This is a genomic window from Minwuia sp. (genome assembly GCF_048263705.1).
Classification (GTDB): Bacteria; Pseudomonadota; Alphaproteobacteria; order Minwuiales; family Minwuiaceae; genus Minwuia.
The window spans coordinates 116,099-134,391 of sequence record NZ_JBLXDV010000010.1 but is presented as its reverse complement, the minus strand read 5'-3'; the positions used below and the strand labels follow the sequence as shown (position 1 = coordinate 134,391).

General features: G+C 65.6%; 20 protein-coding genes. 15 read left to right on the top strand and 5 right to left on the bottom strand.

The features are described from left to right. The first annotated feature begins 30 nt into the window (after positions 1-30). The 5 genes from ACN0X7_RS15020 to ACN0X7_RS15000 all read left to right on the top strand — a co-directional run bounded on the left by ACN0X7_RS15020 (position 31) and on the right by ACN0X7_RS15000 (position 3,508). Complete coding sequence (locus ACN0X7_RS15020) at positions 31-813, top strand: hydroxypyruvate isomerase family protein (RefSeq protein WP_417518682.1); 783 nt, start codon at positions 31-33, stop codon at positions 811-813. Between the two features lie 60 nt (positions 814-873). Beyond that, complete coding sequence (locus tag ACN0X7_RS15015) at positions 874-1,284, top strand: rhodanese-like domain-containing protein (protein WP_417518680.1); 411 nt, start codon at positions 874-876, stop codon at positions 1,282-1,284. 92 nt (positions 1,285-1,376) lie between these two features. Then, complete coding sequence (locus ACN0X7_RS15010; protein ID WP_417518678.1) at positions 1,377-1,763, top strand: c-type cytochrome; 387 nt, start codon at positions 1,377-1,379, stop codon at positions 1,761-1,763. Between the two features lie 41 nt (positions 1,764-1,804). After that, complete coding sequence (locus ACN0X7_RS15005) at positions 1,805-2,215, top strand: c-type cytochrome (RefSeq protein ID WP_417518676.1); 411 nt, start codon at positions 1,805-1,807, stop codon at positions 2,213-2,215. A 45-nt stretch (positions 2,216-2,260) separates the two neighbouring features. Continuing rightward, entirely contained in the window at positions 2,261-3,508 is a 1,248-nt protein-coding gene (locus ACN0X7_RS15000) for a pyridoxal phosphate-dependent decarboxylase family protein (protein ID WP_417518674.1), read from the top strand. 132 nt (positions 3,509-3,640) lie between these two features. Here ACN0X7_RS15000 and ACN0X7_RS14995 read toward each other — a convergent pair whose 3' ends face one another. Continuing rightward, positions 3,641-4,627: a quinone-dependent dihydroorotate dehydrogenase gene (locus ACN0X7_RS14995; RefSeq protein ID WP_417518672.1), complete on the bottom strand. Its 987-nt coding sequence runs from the start codon at positions 4,625-4,627 to the stop codon at positions 3,641-3,643. 114 nt (positions 4,628-4,741) lie between these two features. Between ACN0X7_RS14995 and ACN0X7_RS14990 the strand changes: the two genes are divergently transcribed. Together ACN0X7_RS14990 and ACN0X7_RS14985 are read left to right on the top strand one after the other, a co-directional pair. Further along, complete coding sequence (locus ACN0X7_RS14990) at positions 4,742-5,365, top strand: helix-turn-helix transcriptional regulator (protein WP_417518670.1); 624 nt, start codon at positions 4,742-4,744, stop codon at positions 5,363-5,365. A 28-nt stretch (positions 5,366-5,393) separates the two neighbouring features. Next, the gene (locus ACN0X7_RS14985) at positions 5,394-6,242 is read left to right on the top strand and encodes a branched-chain amino acid aminotransferase (protein ID WP_417518668.1); all 849 of its coding nucleotides are present in this window, start codon (positions 5,394-5,396) and stop codon (positions 6,240-6,242) included. Here the strand turns inward: ACN0X7_RS14985 and ACN0X7_RS14980 are convergent. From ACN0X7_RS14980 to ACN0X7_RS14970, 3 genes are all read right to left on the bottom strand, one after another. Then, positions 6,206-7,702 (bottom strand): sensor histidine kinase, encoded by a 1,497-nt coding sequence (locus ACN0X7_RS14980; protein WP_417518666.1) that lies wholly within the window; start codon positions 7,700-7,702, stop codon positions 6,206-6,208. The two genes, ACN0X7_RS14985 and ACN0X7_RS14980, sit on opposite strands and share 37 nt — an antisense overlap. After that, the gene (locus ACN0X7_RS14975; protein ID WP_417518664.1) at positions 7,699-8,592 is read right to left on the bottom strand and encodes a phytanoyl-CoA dioxygenase family protein; all 894 of its coding nucleotides are present in this window, start codon (positions 8,590-8,592) and stop codon (positions 7,699-7,701) included. The genes ACN0X7_RS14980 and ACN0X7_RS14975 overlap by 4 nt, the downstream gene beginning before the upstream one ends. A gap of 171 nt (positions 8,593-8,763) precedes the next feature. Then, positions 8,764-9,615 (bottom strand): LLM class F420-dependent oxidoreductase, encoded by an 852-nt coding sequence (locus tag ACN0X7_RS14970; RefSeq protein ID WP_417518662.1) that lies wholly within the window; start codon positions 9,613-9,615, stop codon positions 8,764-8,766. 173 nt (positions 9,616-9,788) lie between these two features. Between ACN0X7_RS14970 and ACN0X7_RS14965 the strand changes: the two genes are divergently transcribed. Then, positions 9,789-10,952, top strand: a complete 1,164-nt coding sequence (locus tag ACN0X7_RS14965; protein ID WP_417518660.1) for a phytanoyl-CoA dioxygenase family protein — start codon at positions 9,789-9,791, stop codon at positions 10,950-10,952. Positions 10,953-10,976: 24 nt separating this feature from the next. Here ACN0X7_RS14965 and ACN0X7_RS14960 read toward each other — a convergent pair whose 3' ends face one another. Next, positions 10,977-12,962 (bottom strand): acetyl-CoA carboxylase biotin carboxylase subunit, encoded by a 1,986-nt coding sequence (locus ACN0X7_RS14960; protein ID WP_417518658.1) that lies wholly within the window; start codon positions 12,960-12,962, stop codon positions 10,977-10,979. A 151-nt stretch (positions 12,963-13,113) separates the two neighbouring features. Between ACN0X7_RS14960 and ACN0X7_RS14955 the strand changes: the two genes are divergently transcribed. The 7 genes from ACN0X7_RS14955 to ACN0X7_RS14925 all read left to right on the top strand — a co-directional run bounded on the left by ACN0X7_RS14955 (position 13,114) and on the right by ACN0X7_RS14925 (position 18,293). Further along, positions 13,114-13,473, top strand: coding sequence for a dihydroneopterin aldolase (locus ACN0X7_RS14955; RefSeq protein ID WP_417518656.1), 360 nt, complete (start codon positions 13,114-13,116; stop codon positions 13,471-13,473). Beyond that, complete coding sequence (gene ccmA / locus ACN0X7_RS14950) at positions 13,463-14,125, top strand: cytochrome c biogenesis heme-transporting ATPase CcmA (RefSeq protein WP_417518654.1); 663 nt, start codon at positions 13,463-13,465, stop codon at positions 14,123-14,125. Before ACN0X7_RS14955 ends, ccmA begins: the two co-directional genes overlap by 11 nt. A gap of 4 nt (positions 14,126-14,129) precedes the next feature. Then, positions 14,130-14,798 (top strand): heme exporter protein CcmB, encoded by a 669-nt coding sequence (gene ccmB / locus ACN0X7_RS14945; RefSeq protein ID WP_417518652.1) that lies wholly within the window; start codon positions 14,130-14,132, stop codon positions 14,796-14,798. 70 nt (positions 14,799-14,868) lie between these two features. Next, on the top strand, positions 14,869-15,612 hold the full coding sequence (locus ACN0X7_RS14940) for a heme ABC transporter permease (protein ID WP_417518650.1): 744 nt from the start codon (positions 14,869-14,871) through the stop codon (positions 15,610-15,612). A gap of 31 nt (positions 15,613-15,643) precedes the next feature. Further along, positions 15,644-15,826 carry a heme exporter protein CcmD gene (gene ccmD, locus ACN0X7_RS14935; RefSeq protein ID WP_417518648.1) on the top strand — a complete coding sequence of 61 codons (183 nt, stop codon included), beginning with the start codon at positions 15,644-15,646 and terminating at the stop codon, positions 15,824-15,826. A 20-nt stretch (positions 15,827-15,846) separates the two neighbouring features. After that, entirely contained in the window at positions 15,847-16,299 is a 453-nt protein-coding gene (gene ccmE, locus ACN0X7_RS14930) for a cytochrome c maturation protein CcmE (RefSeq protein WP_417518758.1), read from the top strand. Next, positions 16,299-18,293: a heme lyase CcmF/NrfE family subunit gene (locus ACN0X7_RS14925; protein ID WP_417518646.1), complete on the top strand. Its 1,995-nt coding sequence runs from the start codon at positions 16,299-16,301 to the stop codon at positions 18,291-18,293. Before ccmE ends, ACN0X7_RS14925 begins: the two co-directional genes overlap by 1 nt.

The following is an 18,293-nucleotide window of genomic DNA, read 5'->3' as shown; positions in this document are numbered from 1 at the left end:
ACCCCGAAGGTTCACTGGTCAGGTTGTACCATGCCCCGCTTCAGCGCCAACATCGACTTGATGTTCACCGAACTGCCGTTCATGGCGCGGTTCGCCGCCGCCGCATCCTATGGTTTCAGCGAGGTCGAGATCCTGAACCCGCACGCCCACGACGGCGACCGGATCGCCGGGGCAGCGGCGGCAGCAGGCGTCGGCGTCACACTGATCAACACGCCGATCCCGAGGATGGGCGAAGGCGACCGGGGCGCGGGCGTCGATCCGGCCACACGCGCGCGCAGCGAACACGAAGCGCGGCAGACCGTCGAGATGGCCGCAAGGCTGGGCGTTCGTGGCATTCATGTCATGGCCGGTCTGGCCGAGAGCGACGACCCGGTCGCATCCGACGCGTTTGTGCAGCACGTCCGGACCCTCGCCGATCTGGCGGCGGTCCACGGCATCCGGGCCATGCTGGAACCGCTCAATCCGGTGAACTTCCCCGGCTATTTCCTGAACGATGTCGATCAGGCCCTGCGGCTGCGCGACCGGATCGCGCGCGAGAACGTCTGGCTGCAGTTCGATTTCTATCACAACCAGATCATCCACGGCGACGTGACCCGGCTCTACCGGCGGTGCTTCGACGATATCGGCCACATCCAGATCGCCAACCCGCCGGACCGCCACGAACCCGGTGCCGGGGAGATGGATTTCGACTTCATCTTCGGCCTGATAGACGACAGTGGCTGGCCGGAAATGGTCAGTCTGGAATACCGTCCCAGCACCACAACGGCGGAAAGCCTGAAATGGGCGGACAAGTACGGCCACCGGCCCGGTTGAGACGCCCGCTCACACCGCCTTGAATTGTCATCGAGACCTGATCGCGGCATAGATCATGGCATGCGCATCGTGCTCGTCCTTCTGTGCCTGATCCTGCCGGGCATCGCCGCCACGACCGGTGACGTGGTTGCGCCGTCCGATGCGTGGAAACGGGCGGAGGCCGGCGATCTCACCATCATCGATGTGCGCACCCCGCCGGAGTGGGCCTGGACCGGCACGGCCAGGACCGCGCACCGCGCGAACTGGTGGCAGATCTCGGGCCCCGACGGCTTCCTGAAAGACATCCTGCGGATCACCGGCGGCGACCGGGATGTCGCCATCGCCCTGATCTGTGCCCGGGGTGTCCGCTCCAGCGCCGCGGCCCGGTTTCTGGTTCAGCAGGGATTCAGCAACGTGTCCGACATTGGCGAAGGTATGCTGGGCAGTGCGGACGGTCCCGGCTGGCTGGAAAGGGATCTGCCGCTCGACTGATCGCGACGTGCACGTGACTCCTGTCATTGACCGGAGCGGCGGATCATCCCACATAGGCTCGATCTTCTGGAACGATTCCAAGGTAATCTGACATGCGTTTCACCGCCCTCGCCCTTTTCGCAGCCCTTCTGGCCATGCCTGCCTTCGCCGAGGACGGCGATCCGGAACAGGGCGCGGTCACGTTCAAACGCTTCTGCAAACAGTGCCACGAACCGTTTCCCGGCGACCCGCTGGCCGCACCGAACCTGAACGGCATCATCGGCAAGCCCATCGCCGCCGCAGAGAATTACCGCTACTCCGACGCCTTCATCGCCAAGCGCGAGGAAGGCTTTATCTGGACCGAACAGAACCTGCGCGATTTCCTGCGCGCGCCCCGCGAATACATCCCCGGCAGCATCATGGTTTTCGCGGGCCTGAAACGCCTGTCGCATCGCAACGACATGATCGCCTACCTGAAGTCGCTGCCCGCCGGCGATTGATCAGGATCAATGTCCGGCCCGGCGCCGAGCGTCATTCTGACATGATGATGAATGCCGTTTTCCCATCCCGAATCCACCGGACGCTTGTCGCGACCGCTCTTGTCCTGGCACCGCTTGCCGCAGATGCAGGCGATGCGGCACGTGGCAAGAAGATCTTCGAGCAGTGCCGCTATTGCCACGACCCGCTGCCGGACGCTCCCCTGGCCGCGCCGGATCTGAAAGGCGTCTTCGGGCGGCCCGCAGGCGCGGTGCCCGGCTATCGCTATTCCGACGCCATGGCCGCGAAGAACCGCGCGGGCCTGATCTGGACCGAGGAAAACCTGCACGCCTTCGTGCGGAACCCGAAGGGGTTCGTGCCCGGCACCGTGATGCCGTTCAAGGGCGTGAAGCGCAAGTCGATGAGAGAAGACCTGTTCACCTACCTGAAAACGCTGGGCACCACGAACGATTGATTGCGCCGAGCGTCTGTGGGAGGACTCCTGCGGGAGGAACTCACCATGGCACGCATCGCATTCCCCGAGCACGGCACGGACGCGGACGAACTCACCCGGCAGATGGCCGACCGGACGGATGGCGACATCGACTGGCGGAACGGTCGGACGCCGCTCTATGTCTTCAAGGGATCCGAGAGCGCCGCCGCCGTCGGCAAGGCCGCCTTCATGCAGTTCTTCACCGAGAACGCGCTGGGCGGCAAACGGGCATTCCACAGCATCGGCAGCATGGAACGCGACGTGATCGACATGGGGCTGGACCTGTTCCATGCGCCCGACGGTGCGGACGGTCACATGACCACCGGCGGATCGGAAAGCATCTTCATGGCCGTGAAGGCCGCCCGCGACACGCACCGCGTCCGGGGCTCCAGGGTCGGCACCCAACTGAACATGGTCCTGCCTGAAAGCGCACATCCCGCTTTCGACAAGGCGGCACGCTCGATGGAGATCGAGGTCAGGCGCGTACCGCTGCAGGACAGTCTGCGCGCCGATCCAGAGCAGATGGCCGCTGCCGCCGACCGTCAGACCATGATGATGATCGCCTCGGCCCCGTGCTTTCCGTTCGGCGTCATCGATCCGGTTGCCGCGATCAGCGAGGTCGCCGTCGGTCTGGACATCTGGCTGCATGTCGATGCGTGTGTGGGCGGCTATCTGATCCCGTTCGCGAAGGAGGCTGGCGAAGACCTGCCCGCTTTCGATTTCGAGGTGCCGGGTGTCCGTTCGATATCGGCGGACCTGCACAAATACGGGTTCTGTCCGAAACCGGCATCGACGCTGTTCTTCCGGGATGCCGGGGACATGGCGCGCGGGGCTTTCGATCTGGACGTCTGGGCCAATGGCCGGTTTGTCACGCAGACGATCGCGGGCACACGCCCCGGCGGCGCGGTGGCCGGAGCCTGGGCGGTCCTGAACCATCTGGGCCGTCAGGGATATCGCGACATTGCCCGCGATCTGATGGCCAATGCGCGGGCCTACCGCCAGGGTATCGAAGCCCTGCAGGGCTATCACATGTTCGCCGAACCCGACCTGACGATCCTGAGTTTCGGCGCGCGCGATCTGGATATCTTCGCCGTCGCCGACCGGCTGGCCGAAGACGGCTGGCTGCCGGGCCGCACGCAGGATCCGCGCGGCATGCATCTGATGCTGTCGATGTTCCATGCGCCCGCGCGCGACGCCTATCTGGCCGACCTCGCCCGCGCCACCGAAGCCGTGCGCCGCGACGGCGGATCGTCGACATCAAAGGCGGTCTATTAGAACCGTCCGGCCAAAACCGTCTGGGAGCAGACGCCAACCGCAGGGCGGGGGTGACCGCCTGAGCCTGTATTGCCGCTTGACGATCACCTGACCATGGATCGTGACCGGCGTGGCGTGACATGCCGGGACGCTTCAGCGGGTGCGCAGCGCATCGACACATTCCCGAACCAGGCCGGGGCCGCGATAGACCAGTCCCGAATATATCTGCACGGCGGTTGCCCCGGCATCGATCTTGGCCCGCGCGTCGTCACCCGACAGGATGCCGCCGACTCCGATCAGGGGCACGCGCCCTTCCAGCCTTTCATGAAACCGCCGCAGCAGATCGGTCGAGGCCCGCATCAGCGGCGCGCCGCTCAATCCCCCCGCTTCCCGCGCGTTGCGGCTGCGCAGGCTGTCGGGCCGGGCAATCGTGGTGTTGGAGATCACCAGCGCCGCGACGCCGATGTCCGGCGCGACCGCGGCGATATCCTCGATGTCGGCGTCGTCCAGGTCCGGCGCGACCTTCAGGAACAGGGGGACGGTCGGGCCGCCCGACTGGACCGCGTGCAGCCGGTCGAAGATGTCCGTCAGGGCCGCGCGTCCCTGCAGGGCACGCAGGCCGGGCGTATTGGGCGACGAGACGTTGACCGTCGCGAAATCCACCGCGTGACCGAGCACCTTCAGGCATTCGGCATAGTCGCCGATACGGTCTTCGCTGTCCTTGTTGGCTCCCAGATTGACGCCTACCGTGCCCGATGCCCTGCGACGCTCAAGGTTTCGGGCGACATGCGCCGCGCCCTTCGAATTCAGCCCGTAGCGATTGATGACGGCACGGTCCTCGGTCAGCCGGAAGACACGCGGTCGCGGATTGCCCGGCTGCGGTTTCGGCGTCACGCCACCGATCTCGACGAAGCCGAATCCCAGCCGCAGCAGCCCGTCGATCGCCTCGCCATCCTTGTCGAAGCCGGCAGCCAGTCCGACCGGGTTGGCGAAGCGCACGCCGGCCACGTCCACCGGTGCCGCCGCCGGACCGCCGCCGCCGCCCAGTCCCGCGCGCAGGGCGGCGAGCGTGACATTGTGCGCGCGTTCCGCATCGAGCGAGAACAGGATCGGTCTGGCGAGGGCATAGGGGATCAGCATGCGGCGAGCCTATTCGGACGGGCGCGGAGGGAAAAGGTGGCAAATCGGTGACCGCGTCAGATTTGGTGTTTGTTCCGCTCGACAGGTTCGACGGCAGGTCCGAAAGTACCGCCGATGCTGACACACGAGGGGACATGGCGGGCGATCGACAGGCTGGCGGACCGCCACCGGCTTTCCCTTACGGCACTTGCGCGGCAGTCCGGCCTGGACGCCACTGCGCTGAACAAGTCGAAGCGCTGTGGCAAGGACGGCAAGCCGCGCTGGCTGTCCACCGAGAGCCTGTCCAAGATCATGATCGCGACCGGTACGGACCTCGATGAATGGGTGACCCTGATGCAGGATCGGGCACCGATGCCGCAGCGGCTGCCCTGCATGGCGCTGGGCAATCTCGGCCTGTCGAGCTTCGACGAGGCGGGTCGGCCCGCCGGTCGGGTCTGGCGCCAGACCCGGTTTCCCGGCGACGGTGACGACAAGGCCTTCGCCATCGAAATCCCGGACCGTTCCTTCGAACCGGTCTTCGCGAAGGGAGAAACCATCATCGTGGCCAGTGCGCCGCGGGTCAGCACCGGCGACCGGCTGCTGCTCTGCCTGCGGGATGGCGGCATCCTGCTGCGGGAAGTGGCCGAACGCACGTCGACCAGCCTGTCGGTCCGCCCCGTCACCGGAAACGGCGATCTTCAGACCATACGCCGACGTGATATCCGATGGCTTTACCGGGTCCGCTGGAGCCAATATTAGTGGACTTCCACACGGGGGGAGGAACGGGATGGCGCATCAGGTTTTCTATTATGACGGCGAATGGCTGGACGAGGCACCGCGCCTGACCGGACCGATGGACCATGCCTTCTGGATGTCCAGCGCGGTGTTCGACGGGGCGCGGGCGATCAATGGCCGCGCGCCGGATCTGCGGCCGCACTGCGAGCGGCTGATGCGTTCGGCGGCGGCGATGCTGCTGGAGCCGAAGCTGACCGTCGATGAAGTCGAGGACCTGTGCAAACAGGCCGTGCGCAGGCTGCCGAGCGAGCACGCCTACTACATCCGGCCCATGTTCTTCGCGCGCGACGGCTTCGTCTCGCCGGACCCGGATTCCACCGAGTTCGTCCTGTCGGTCTATGAATCCCCCCTGCCCGGCAATGACGGGTTCTCGGCGTGCCTGTCCAGTTTCCGCCGTCCCGCACGCGACATGGCCCCGACCGACGCCAAGGCCGGCTGCCTCTATCCGAACGGCCAGCGCGCCCTGCGCGAGGCAGCCGACAGGGGCTTCGACAATGCGGTGATCTGCGATCCGTCCGGCAATGTCGCCGAACTGGCCACGGCCAACATCTGGATCGTCAAGGACGGTGTCGCCAAGACCCCGGTCTGGAACGGCACCTTTCTGAACGGGATCACCCGCCAGCGCATCATCGGCCTGTTGCGCGACGCGGGTCAGCCCGTCGAGGAAACGACCCTGACGCCCGACGACCTGATGCAGGCCGACGAGATTTTCTCGACCGGCAATTACGGCAAGGTGACGCCGATGATCCGCTATCAGGACCGGCAGTTGCAGCCCGGTCCCGTCTGCCGCATGGCCCGCGACAGCTACTTTGCCTGGGCGGAGCGTGAGCCCATCGTCTGAACCGGCACCGCCGTTTCGAGGATCCGGGCCGGCATGACGGGCTGGACGGACGGCTCCGCGTGCCGCCAGCGCCACGACGGCAACTGCAGGATCGCGGTCGTGCCGACGCCTTCCCTGCTTTCCAGCGACAGTTCGCCGCCGTGCAGACGCGCAAAGGTGCGCGACAGCGGCAGCCCCAGTCCCGTGCCCGGCTCGGACCCCTTGATCCGGCCCTGCACGAACGGTTCGAAGACCGCCTCCAGATCGCTGCTCGCGATCCCGGCCCCGTCGTCGCGTACGGTGATCCGCAGATCGCCTGCGGCATCTTCCGAAGCCTCGACGGCCACCACACCGCCCGCGGCCGTGAACTTGATGGCGTTCGAAATCAGATTGATCAGGATCTGGCGCAGAATGCGGCGGTCGGCGCGATAGGGTGCCAGTTCGGCCATGGCGGCGACATGCAGCCGGACCTCCCGTTTCTCGGCCAGGGGCCGCAGCATGCTGATGCAGTCGTCGATCACGGTCGGGATATCCAGCACCTTCTCGTCCAGTTCCAGCTTGCCGGAATCCGCCTTCGCCAGATCCAGCAGATGGTTGATCGTGTCTAGCAGATGCTGCGCGCTGATACGGATGTCATGGGCGTAATCGCTGTAGCGATCCATCTGGTCGGGACCGAATATCTGCTTCTCGATCGCTTCCGAGAATCCCATGATCGCGTTCATGGGGGTTCGCAGTTCGTGGGTCATGCCTGCGAAGAACCGGCTGCGGGTCATGGCCTCCGACAGGGCGGCGTCCCGCGCGGCCAGCAGTTCGGCCTTCTGGCGTTCGATGTCGGCGAAGAACCGCCTGCGCTCCAGCTGACGGCCGTGGGCCTGATCGCCATGTTCGATGACAAGCTGGTTGTAGGCGGCGGACAGGTTGGCGATCAGATCGCGCTGCCGGGCCAGTTCGTCCTGATGGCGGGCCCGCACACCGTCCAGCATCCGCGCGCGGGAGCGGCGCGACCAGAGCCATGTCCCGAGCCCGGCCAGCAGACACGACGCGACGATCAGCGCCAGCGCGGCCAGCCACACGGGCATTTCCCCGGCCTGGCCGGTCGTCAGGATACCGGCCTGCAGCACCATGTCCGTATCGCCGATCGCGAGACGGACGGTCGCCGCGGACGGATCGGCGACGCCCGCCCGGGCGTAGGGGTCGCCGTCGGCTTCAAGCACATGCGCCCAGGCAATCCGGTCCCTGGCGACAACAGCGTCGAGAACAAGCCGCGTCTGCACCCGGTTACCGCGGTCCAGCGGGCCTTCGAGGACCTGTGCCACACGCCGCAGTTCGTCGAGCACCGGACCCTCGGCGGCGGACCCGGTGGCAGCGCGCGGGCCGTCATCGTGCGGCATCACCGCCAGCAGCACCGCCAGCAGCACGCCCAGAAGAATGCCTCCTGCGCGCTTGCCGGTGCGCGGCGGTCTGGAACAGGCCCGTCTCACTCGGCTGCTTCGGACTGCTGCAGCGCGAAGATCGACGAATATCCCTTCGACCAGTCGGGCGGGATCAGACAGGGACGCGGGTCGAACCGCATCCAGCGGGCGGGCTTGCCGCGCACAATCGTGTTGGCCAGCGGGAAGCCGTCCGCGATCGAGGCGCAGATCGGCAGCGCGTCCGCGGACGCATAGGTGTGCAGCAGCAGCGGTCGTGTCGAGGCGGAACGGTTTGGCTCCGACCCGTGCACGATGCGGCAGTTGTGGACCGTCACCGAACCGCGCCGGCCCTTCAGCCAGACCACGTCGTCCAGCGCGACCCGGTCCAGTTCGGATTCGCGGATGGCGCCGGTCCAGTTGCGGTCTTCATCGAACAGGTCGAACAGTTCGCCCTTGTGACTGCCCGGAATGATGCCCATCGGCCCCATCTCGTCGGTCACGTCGTTCATGTAGACGCCGATCGTCAGTGGCGAGTAGTTGGTGTGCGGCCAGAACTGGATGTCCTGATGCCATTTCACTTCCTCGCCGCCCGAGGCCCATTTGAAGTTCAGCTTGCTGTGGTGATACTTCACGTCCGGACCCAGCAGGTCCTCCGCCAGATCGACGATCGGACCTTCAAGCGCGAATTCGCGATAGACGGGATCCAGTTCGGCCGGCTGGTTGAGGCGTCTGAGCCGCGGTGCCTCGGCGCTGTGGTTCGGCTCCAGATCATACACGCGATCCGGGTGGGTGACGGCCCGGCTGTCTTCGACAAAACGGTCCGTCACGCGCGCGAGCCGCTGCATCCATTCATCGGATATGAAGCCGTCGAGATGTAAATATCCGTGATCGAAATAATGCTGACGCTGCGCCTGCGTCAGGACAATCGGCTCCCTCTTCAGTACATCTTCTGCAAGCATGCCCCGATCGCCTCCCAGATTGGTCGTGCGACAGCCCGGACCCTTTGCCCGGCCAGACTGTCGGCTCCCTGCAACCCGGCGTTATGCCCGCCGTGGTGGTGATGACCGTCACACTATAGGGGAGGAGTAAAATCCTTGGGAGATGATTTGTTAAGCGCGCGCCATAAAAAGTCAGGCGGCCAGATCGGGCAGGACCGAGGCGTAGCGGTCCAGTACCTCCTCGACCTTCTCCGGACGCGACGTGGGCACGCCGATGACGGTCCGGCCGATGCCCAGATCGCGATACCGCTTCAGCAGATCCTCGTTGATGCCCACCTGCCCGAAGATGGACAGTTCGATGGCGTCGGGATCGCGTCCCGCCTCCTCGGCCCGCCTGCGCAGATCCTCGATGGCGGCGGGCATGTCCTCCAGCAGCACATTGATCGGCATCCAGCCGTCGCAGTAATTCACCACCCGCTGCCGTCCCTGCCCGGTGGCCGAGCCCAGGATGACCGGCGGGTGCGGCTTCTGCACCGGCTTGGGGTAGCTGTAGGTCGGTTCGATCTTCACGAACTCTCCGTCATAGGCGGCGACTTCCTCGGTCCAGAGCACCTTCATCGCCTCGATCTTCTCGCGCAGCACCTTCCAGCGCCGGTTGAAAGGCGTGCCGTGCTGCTCCATCTCCTCGGCGTTCCAGCCGCCGCCGATGCCGAACAGAACCCGCCCGTTCGAGATCACATCCAGCGTCGCGATCTCCTTGGCCAGGGTGATCGGGTCGCGCTGGATCACCAGGCAGATGCCCGTCCCCAGCCGCAGCCTCTCGGTCACCGCCGCCGCCGCGCCCAGCGACACCCACGGGTCCATCATGTGGTAATAGGGCTTCGGCAGCTCCCCGCCGCCGGGGAACTCGGACTTCCGCGACGCCGGAATGTTGGTGTGCTCGGGGAACCAGACGGACTCATAGTCCCGCTCCTCCAGCATCACCGCCAGCTTCTCCGGCCGGATCGAATAGTCGGTATTGTAACAGAAAACACCCAGCTTCATGGCGCGCATCCCTCCCCGTCAGCGAAACCTCATGGCGTATCGGATCACGGGAGAGGGCGAGAGGCAAGAGAACTGGTCCGGCTTGCCCGCAAGACATGGCCCGCATCTCGGTGGAAGGGTAGAACGGAGCGGCGATGCTGTGGCATTCTGTGTGTCTCTGGAGGAGATCGCACATGGCAGACACCGCAGCCGCGCCGCAACCGTCGGCGGACGAATACGCCCGCAGCATGGCCGATTATTTCCGGCAGGGCGAACAGAGGGCGCGGGCGTTGCCGAACCGCGGCCCGATCCGGCTGGACAGTGCAGGTCGGCTGATGCCCGACATTCTGGACGCCTATCGGGCATACGGTTTCTACGTCTTCGAAGGCGCGATCGGCGCGGAGGAACTGGCTGAACTGCGCGCGGAGGTGGACGACCTGCTGGACCGCGCGCCGGTTGCGCCGGACAGTACCGTCGACAGACACGGGCAGCCGGCCTTCGGACAGCATTTCACGCGCCCGCCCTACCGCCTCGCCACCCCGCTCAGCGATCCGCTTGGCGGCACGGACAGGAACAAGGGCCGCCATCCGGTGAAGGTCACCGCGCCGACACCGGCGGACGACGCGCCGACATGGACGGTCGAACTGCTGCACGGCAATCTGCAACTGATGGACAGCGCCCTGCGGCTGTACGGGCATCCGGGGCTGCTGGCCGCCGCCGCGTCGGTGCTGGGCGACGATTTCGTGCCCTATAACGAGGTCGCCTTCATCAAGGAGCCGGGCCTCGGCCCCTCGGTCGCCTGGCATCAGGACGGCACAACGCACTGGGACGCACCCGACTGGAACCCCGACGCCCACGGCTTCAACTTCATGGCACAGCTTTACCCCAGCACACCGGGCAACGGGGTCTGGGTGCTGCCGGGCAGTCACAAGCTGGGCAAGATGGACATCAGGCAGCTTGTGGCGGAAAGCGGCTCCGAACGGATCGACGGGGCCGTGCCGCTGGTCTGCGATGCAGGCGACGTCTTCATGACCAACCGCCAACTGACGCACGGGTCGTTTGCGAACTCGTCACCCGACCGGCGCGTCACCCTGAACGCCGGGTTCTTCGCCCGGCACCGGGTGCTGGACGTGACGACAGAGCTTCTGTCAGGCGAACCGGTCACCTTCGACCGCGCGCGGGTCGAGGAACGCAGCCGCATGATTCAGATCGCCATCGACGCCCGCCGTCAGCGCTTTCCGGACGAAGCCAGCTACGTCTATCGTCCCCTCGCCGGTCAGGAAGACCAGAACCGCTGGACCGAGGACACACGCCGGACCGTCGTCAGGGACTACAATCTGCGCGACATGTATATCTGACGCCCAGTATATCTGACGGGCGCGTTATTCCAGTTCCAGGATCACGTCGTCGACGGCCAGGCTGTCGCCTTCCTTGAAGTTGACCGAGCGCACGGTGCCGTCGCTTTCGGCGCGCAGCACGTTTTCCATCTTCATGGCTTCGATCACGGCCAGCGACTGGCCGGTCTTGACCTCCTCGCCCTCGGCGACGTGCAGTTGCACCAGCGCGCCGGGCATCGGGCAGATCAGCAGCTTGGACAGGTCGGCGGCTTCCTTGAGCGGCATCAGCGCGGCCAGTTCGGCGGCGCGGGGCGTGCGCACCTGGAAGTCCAGCGTGGTGCCGTCGAACGTCAGGCGATAGCCCTCGGCCACCGGCTCGATCAGCATCTGCACCGCGCGTCCGCCGATGGTGCCGGTGAAACGCGCATCGCCGGGCCGGTAGTCGCTTTCGACCACCAGATGCGCGCCATCCACGGTGACATCCGTCGCGGCCTCGCCGGTGGTCGTCTTCACCGCGTGGCTGTTCTCGCCGCAGGACACCCGCCAGTCCTGACCGATGCGGACGACGAAATGCGGCACCTGCCCGGAAATCGACGTCGCCCGCGCGGTCTCGCGCAGGTGCGCCACCGTGGCGGCGGCGATCATCCGGTTGCGGGTTTCTTCCGGCAGGGGCGCGCCCTCGAACCCTTCGGGATATTCCTCGGCGATGAAGTTGGTCGAGATCTGACCGTCGCGGAAGCGCTGGTGATTGAAGACCGCGTTCAGGAAGTTGATGTTGTGCTGGATGCCCTCGATCCGATAGCCGTTCAGCGCATCGATCATGCTGTCGATCGCCGACTCGCGGTCGGGGCCGTAGGTCACCAGCTTGGCGATCATCGGGTCGTAGAACATCGAGATCTCGGAGCCTTCGACCACGCCGGTATCGACGCGCACGGTCGCCGATTCCTCGGGCGGCTGGCAGCGTGACAGGCGGCCGATGGACGGCAGGAAGCCGCGATAGGGATCCTCGGCGTAGATGCGGGCTTCCATGGCCCAGCCGGTCAGCGTGACGTCGTCCTGCGAGATCGAGAGCTTCTCGCCGTTGGCGACGCGGATCATTTGCTCCACCAGGTCGATGCCGGTGATCATCTCGGTGACCGGATGTTCCACCTGCAGCCGGGTGTTCATCTCCAGGAAGTAGAAGTTGCGGTCCTTGTCGACGATGAATTCGACCGTGCCCGCGCTGCGGTATTCCACCGCGTCGGCCAGCGCCACGGCCTGTTCGCCCATGGCCTTGCGGGTTTCGGCGTTCAGGAAGGGCGAGGGCGCTTCCTCGATCACTTTCTGATGGCGGCGCTGGATCGAGCACTCGCGCTCACCGACGTAGAGCGTCGTGCCCTGTCCGTCGGCCAGCACCTGAATCTCGATGTGGCGCGGCTCCTCGATGAACTTCTCGATGAACACGCGGTCGTCGCCGAAACTGGACTGCGCCTCGGATTTGGCAGAGGCGAACCCTTCGCGCGCCTCCTCGACGTTCCAGGCAACCCGCATGCCCTTGCCGCCGCCGCCGGCGGATGCCTTGATCATCACCGGAAAGCCGATGTCGTCGGCGATCTTCACCGCCTCCTCGACCGTCTCGATCACGTCGGTATAGCCGGGTACCGTGCTGACGTTGGCGGCCTGGGCGAGTTTCTTGGATTCGATCTTGTCGCCCATCGCCGAGATGGCCCGCGTGTTGGGTCCGATGAAGGTGATCCCCGCATCCTGAAGCGCGGCGCAGAAGGCCTGATTCTCCGACAGGAACCCGTAACCCGGATGGACCGCCTCGGCGCCCGTCTGTTTGCAGACGTCCACGATGCGGTCGATGATCAGGTAACTCTCGGACGCGGCAGCCCCGCCGATGTGCACCGCCTCGTCGGCCATCTGGGTGTGCAGCGCCCCCGCGTCGGCGTCGGAATAGACGGCGACTGTCTGGATGCCCATGCGTTTCGCGGTCTTGATGACCCGGCAGGCAATTTCACCGCGATTGGCGATCAGGATTTTCTTGAACATGTGATTCCGGTTCCGCTTTCCTCAATTACGTCCTTTTCTAGCGACGGGCGGGCCGGACGACAACGGCACATTCTGCTGGCGCGCTCTGCGGCGCTTGACCGGGCACACGGGGGTCGATACCTCCAATGCGCGACTGCAAAGGATCAGGCCCATGTCGGAGACGTACAGAATCTTCATTCGCGATCTGGTGCTGGCCATGGAGATCGGCATCCACCCGCACGAACAGGGGCACAGTCAGCGCGTCCGGTTCAATCTGGTGGCCGAAACCCTGCGCGATCCGGACGAGGAAGGCATCCTGGGCGTCGTCTCCTACGAGGACCTGCTGCTCGGCATTCGCGAGATCGCCGACAGCGGCCACATCGATCTGGTCGAGGAACTGGGCGACCGGATCCTGGACATGACCTTCGAGCACCGTCGGATCCAGAGCGCCAACGTGCGCATCGAGAAGCTGGACGTGTTCGGCGATGCCGAGAGCGTCGGTGCCGAGATGAGCCGCACGCGTGACAGCTGAGACCGCGCCCCTTCTGGAAGGTGCCGGGCTGGCCGCCATGCGCGGCGAGCGGCTGATCTTCACGCATATCGACTTCGCCGTCGAAGCGGGCGGTTCGCTGACGCTGACCGGCCGCAACGGATCCGGCAAATCCACGCTGATCCGCATGATCGCCGGACTGGTCCGGCCGTTCGCCGGCGACGTGCTGTGGCGCGGGACGCGTACGCTGGCCGATCGCGAGTCCTTCACCGCTGAATTCGTCTACGCCGGCCACAAGGACGGTCTGAAGACCGCGCTGACCGCCAAGGAAAACCTGACGCTGACCGCGGGCCTGACACGCGAAGCCATGGTCCCGCCCGAGGCCGCGCTGGAACGGTTCGGCATCGCCGACCTGGCCGATCTGCCTGTCGGGTACATGTCCGCCGGGCAGCGCCGCCGCGTCGCACTGGGCCGCCTCGCCATGACCGACGCGCCTCTGTGGCTGCTGGACGAACCGCTGACCGCCATCGACCGCAGCACCATCGATATCCTGGGACAGGTGATGCGGGATCATCTGGAACGGGGGGGTCTGATCGTGGCCGCGACCCACGCACCCCTGCCGGGGATCGACGGTCAGGTCCTCGAGATCACGCCGCCCGACGAAGACGGCTGGTTCGACGGGGAGGAGGACTGAAAAGATGTTTCAGACGTTCCTTCGCGTGATCGGACGGGATCTGATGCTGGCCCGGCGTCAGGGCGGCGGCGGCCTGCTGGTCATCGCCTTCTTCGTCATGGTCATCATGCTGTTCCCGCTGGGGATCGGCCCGGAGCCGGAAATCCTGTCGCGCATCTCGTCGGGCACCATCTGGGTGGCGGCGCTGCTGTCGGTGCTGCTGTCGCTGGACCGCCTGTTCCAGGCCGATCTGGAGGATGGAAGCCTGGATCAACTCGCGCTTCTGCCGGTGCCCCTGTCGATTGTCGTGCTGGGCAAGGTCGTGGCGCACTGGCTGACGACGGGCCTGCCGCTGATCCTGGCGACGCCCGTTCTGGCCGTTCTGATGCAGATGCCCGAGGACGGGTTCCTGACCCTGATCGGCGCCATGGCGCTGGGGACGCCGACACTCAGCCTGATCGGTGCCATCGGCGCGGCCCTGACCGTCGGCGTCCGGCGCGGCGGGGTTCTGCTGACCCTGATCGTCACGCCGCTGTACATCCCGGTGCTGATTTTCGGTGTCGGCGCCGTCGAGGCATCCGTCCTCGACTTCAGCGCGATGCCGCACCTGCTGTTTCTGACCGCCATCCTGCTTGGCGCAATCGTGATGGCCCCCATCGCCGCAGGCTGGGCGCTAAGGCTTGCGCTGGATTGATTTTTAAGGTGAATCCAATCTGACAGCGATCACTTACGTATTGAGCCGAAATACCTATCTAGGACGCCAGATGCACAGGTTCGCAAATCCGACACGTTTCTTGAGGCTGACGTCAGCGGTTCTGCCGTACGCGGCGTTCGTCGCCATTGCCTGTCTGGGAACCGGTCTGATCTGGGGCCTCGGCTTCGCCCCGCCCGATTATCAGCAGGGCGATACGGTCCGGATCATGTTCATCCACGTGCCCTCGGCGATGATGAGCCAGGGCATCTATGTGGGCATGGCGGTCTCCAGCGCCATCGCGCTGATCTGGAAACATGCCGTGGCCGACATGATCGCCAAGGCCAGCGCGCCCATCGGTGCCATGTTCTGCTTTCTGTGCCTGCTGACCGGTTCGCTCTGGGGCAAGCCCATGTGGGGAACCTGGTGGGTCTGGGACGCGCGCCTGACCTCGGTGCTGATCCAGTTCTTCATCTACATCGGCTACATGGCGCTCTGGCAGGCGATCGAGGACGAGGCGAAAGCCGCCGTCGCGGCGGCCATACTGGCCATCGTCGGCGTGGTCATGGTGCCGATCATCCGCTTCTCGGTCGACTGGTGGAACACGCTGCATCAGGGCGCGACCGTCATCACGATGGACGGGCCGAAGGTCGATAACTCGATGTTGTGGCCATTACTGCTTATGATTGTCGGCTTCCTTGCCTATTATCTCGTGGTGCTGATCTACCGTGTGCGCGCCGAGATACATGGTCGGCAAAGCCGCATGATGCGTATGGCTCAGGCGAGCCGCCACGCGGCGATGCAGCCGGCGGAATAGAATGGATCTGAACGGGACAGGTTGGTGAACGATGGCTGAATTCTTCTCGATGGGCGGATATGGCAGCTTCATCTGGTCGTCCTACGCCGCGGTGGCGCTGGGGATGATCGTCCTTTTCGTCGTCAGCGTCCGCGGCGCACGGAAGGCGGAGCGGGAAGCCAGCGCGTTGCGCGCGCTCAGTCCGCGCCGCCGCCGCAAGGGAGGCGAGTCATGAGCAAGGGGCTGGGCCGGGGCATGCGCCCGAAACGGCAGCGCCTGATGCTGGTGCTGCTGGGCGTGCTGTTTGTCAGCGCGGCCGTCGGCGCGTCGCTGATGGCCCTGAACGAGGAGCTGGACGTCTTCCGCAGCCCGACGCAGGTGGTCGAGGAAGGCTTCGACACCGGCAAGCGCTTCCGGATCGGCGGTCTGGTCGAAGATGGCACGGTCGAGAGAGAGGGCATCGTCACCCGTTTCGACGTGACCGACGGAGCGCATTCGGTCACGGTCGCCTACGACAAGATCCTGCCCGACCTGTTCCGCGAGGGTCAGGGCATCATCGCCCTGGGCGAATTGAACGCGCAGGGGCAGTTCGTGGCGCAGGAGGTCCTGGCGAAGCATGACGAGAACTACATGCCGCCAGAAGTGGCCGACGCCCTGAAGAAATCCGGACATTTCAAGCCTGACTCAGGCAGCGAGGGCAGTAACTGATGGCACCCGAACTCGGCCAGTACGCATTGATACTGGCGATCATCCTGGCGGCCATACAGGCCGTGGTCCCGATGGTCGGCGCGGCCCGGCGCGACGCCGCCTGGATGGCCATCGCCACACCGGCGGCGCAGGCGCAGTTCCTGCTGATCCTGTTCGCCTTCGGCTGCCTGACGGTCGCCTTCGTGACGTCGGACTTCTCCGTCAAGAACGTCGTCGCCAACAGCCATTCGCTGAAGCCCATGATCTACAAGATCTCCGGCGTATGGGGGAATCACGAAGGCTCCCTGCTGCTCTGGATCCTGATCCTGACGCTGTTCGGTGCCGCCGTGGCGTGGTTCGGCGACAACCTGCCGCCGACGCTGAAGGCGCGGGTGCTGTCGGTTCAGGCGATGATCGGCGTCGGCTTCCTGTCCTTCATCATCTTCACCTCGAACCCGTTCGAGCGCCTCAGCCCCGCACCTTTCGAAGGACAGGGCCTGAACCCGCTGCTGCAGGACCCCGCGCTGGCGATCCACCCGCCGTTTCTCTATCTCGGCTATGTCGGTCTATCGGTCGCGTTCAGCTTCGCCGTCGCCGCCCTGATCGAAGGTCGTGTCGATCCGGCCTGGGCACGCTGGGTGCGGCCCTGGACTCTGGCCGCATGGATGTTCCTGACGATCGGCATCGCGCTGGGCAGCTACTGGGCCTACTACGAACTCGGCTGGGGCGGCTGGTGGTTCTGGGATCCGGTCGAGAACGCGTCGTTCATGCCCTGGCTGGCCGCGACCGCCCTGCTGCATTCGTCCATCGTCGTCGAGAAGCGGGACGCGCTGAAAAGCTGGACCGTGCTGCTCGCCATCCTGGCCTTCTCGCTGTCGCTGCTCGGCACATTCCTGGTGCGCTCGGGCGTGCTGAACTCGGTGCACGCGTTTGCATCCGACCCGGCGCGCGGCGTCTTCATCCTCGGCTTCCTGGGACTTGTCGTCGGCGGATCGCTGACGCTCTACGCCTTCCGGGCACCGATGCTGAAGGGCGGCGGCGTGTTTCAGCCGGTCAGCCGCGAAGGCGCGCTGGTCCTGAACAATCTGCTGCTGACGACGGCCTGTCTGACGGTGCTGCTGGGCACGCTCTACCCGCTGTTCCTGGATGCCGTGACGGGTGAGAAGGTCTCGGTCGGACCGCCCTATTTCAACGCGACCTTCGTGCCGCTGATGACGCCGCTGATCGCGGCGCTGGCCATCGGCCCGATGATGGCGTGGAAGCGGGGCGACGCGATGGGCGTCCTGAAGCGGCTGCAGTATGCAGGCGCGCTGGCTTTCGCGGTCGGCCTGGTCACGCTCTATTTCGTCTATGACGTCTCGCTGCTCGCCGTGCTGGGCATGCTGCTGTTCGTCTGGCTGGGTCTGGGGGCGATCTGGGAATGGGCGGACAGGATCAAGCTGTTCCGCATTCCGATCACCGACAGCTGGCGGCGTGCCCGCGGGCTGCCGAGATCGTCCTATGGCATGACCGTCGCCCATCTGGGCGTGGCGGTCATGGTGCTGGGCATCACGGCCTCGGAAACCTGGCAGGAAGAGAAACAGCTGATCATGCGGCCCGGACAGGTCGAAAGCGTCGGCGGCTTCGACCTGACCTTCATGGGCGCACGCGAAGTCCCGGGACCGAACTACACCGCACTGGGCGGCGCGTTCGTCGTGATGAAGGATGGCGAACCGGTCACCGTGCTGCATCCCGAAGCCCGCACGTTCACCTCGCCGCCGATGGAGACAACGGAGGCGGCGATCCGCACAACGCTTGCCGGCGACCTGTACACCGTGGTCGGTGAGGCGGACGGCCAGGGCGGGTTTGCCGTGCGGCTGTACTACAAGCCGCTGGTGATCTGGATCTGGCTCGGTTCGCTGTTCATGGCCATCGGCGGGATCATCTCGCTGAGCGACCGGCGGCACCGGATCGGCGCACCGGCCCGGCGCCGTGACGCCCCGCAGGGTGCCGCCGCCGCCGCAGGAGACGACTGA

Bases quoted from the DNA above. Each gene is read 5' to 3' on its own strand.
- ACN0X7_RS15020 (WP_417518682.1), top strand. From the start codon at position 31: ATGCCCCGCTTCAGCGCCAACATCGACTTGATGTTCACCGAACTGCCG.
- ACN0X7_RS15015 (WP_417518680.1), top strand. From the start codon at position 874: ATGCGCATCGTGCTCGTCCTTCTGTGCCTGATCCTGCCGGGCATCGCC.
- ACN0X7_RS15010 (WP_417518678.1), top strand. From the start codon at position 1,377: ATGCGTTTCACCGCCCTCGCCCTTTTCGCAGCCCTTCTGGCCATGCCT.
- ACN0X7_RS15005 (WP_417518676.1), top strand. From the start codon at position 1,805: ATGATGATGAATGCCGTTTTCCCATCCCGAATCCACCGGACGCTTGTC.
- ACN0X7_RS15000 (WP_417518674.1), top strand. From the start codon at position 2,261: ATGGCACGCATCGCATTCCCCGAGCACGGCACGGACGCGGACGAACTC.
- ACN0X7_RS14995 (WP_417518672.1), bottom strand. From the start codon at position 4,627: ATGCTGATCCCCTATGCCCTCGCCAGACCGATCCTGTTCTCGCTCGAT.
- ACN0X7_RS14990 (WP_417518670.1), top strand. From the start codon at position 4,742: ATGCTGACACACGAGGGGACATGGCGGGCGATCGACAGGCTGGCGGAC.
- ACN0X7_RS14985 (WP_417518668.1), top strand. From the start codon at position 5,394: ATGGCGCATCAGGTTTTCTATTATGACGGCGAATGGCTGGACGAGGCA.
- ACN0X7_RS14975 (WP_417518664.1), bottom strand. From the start codon at position 8,592: ATGCTTGCAGAAGATGTACTGAAGAGGGAGCCGATTGTCCTGACGCAG.
- ACN0X7_RS14970 (WP_417518662.1), bottom strand. From the start codon at position 9,615: ATGAAGCTGGGTGTTTTCTGTTACAATACCGACTATTCGATCCGGCCG.
- ACN0X7_RS14965 (WP_417518660.1), top strand. From the start codon at position 9,789: ATGGCAGACACCGCAGCCGCGCCGCAACCGTCGGCGGACGAATACGCC.
- ACN0X7_RS14960 (WP_417518658.1), bottom strand. From the start codon at position 12,962: ATGTTCAAGAAAATCCTGATCGCCAATCGCGGTGAAATTGCCTGCCGG.
- ACN0X7_RS14955 (WP_417518656.1), top strand. From the start codon at position 13,114: ATGTCGGAGACGTACAGAATCTTCATTCGCGATCTGGTGCTGGCCATG.
- ccmB (WP_417518652.1), top strand. From the start codon at position 14,130: ATGTTTCAGACGTTCCTTCGCGTGATCGGACGGGATCTGATGCTGGCC.
- ACN0X7_RS14940 (WP_417518650.1), top strand. From the start codon at position 14,869: ATGCACAGGTTCGCAAATCCGACACGTTTCTTGAGGCTGACGTCAGCG.
- ccmD (WP_417518648.1), top strand. From the start codon at position 15,644: ATGGCTGAATTCTTCTCGATGGGCGGATATGGCAGCTTCATCTGGTCG.
- ccmE (WP_417518758.1), top strand. From the start codon at position 15,847: ATGCGCCCGAAACGGCAGCGCCTGATGCTGGTGCTGCTGGGCGTGCTG.
- ACN0X7_RS14925 (WP_417518646.1), top strand. From the start codon at position 16,299: ATGGCACCCGAACTCGGCCAGTACGCATTGATACTGGCGATCATCCTG.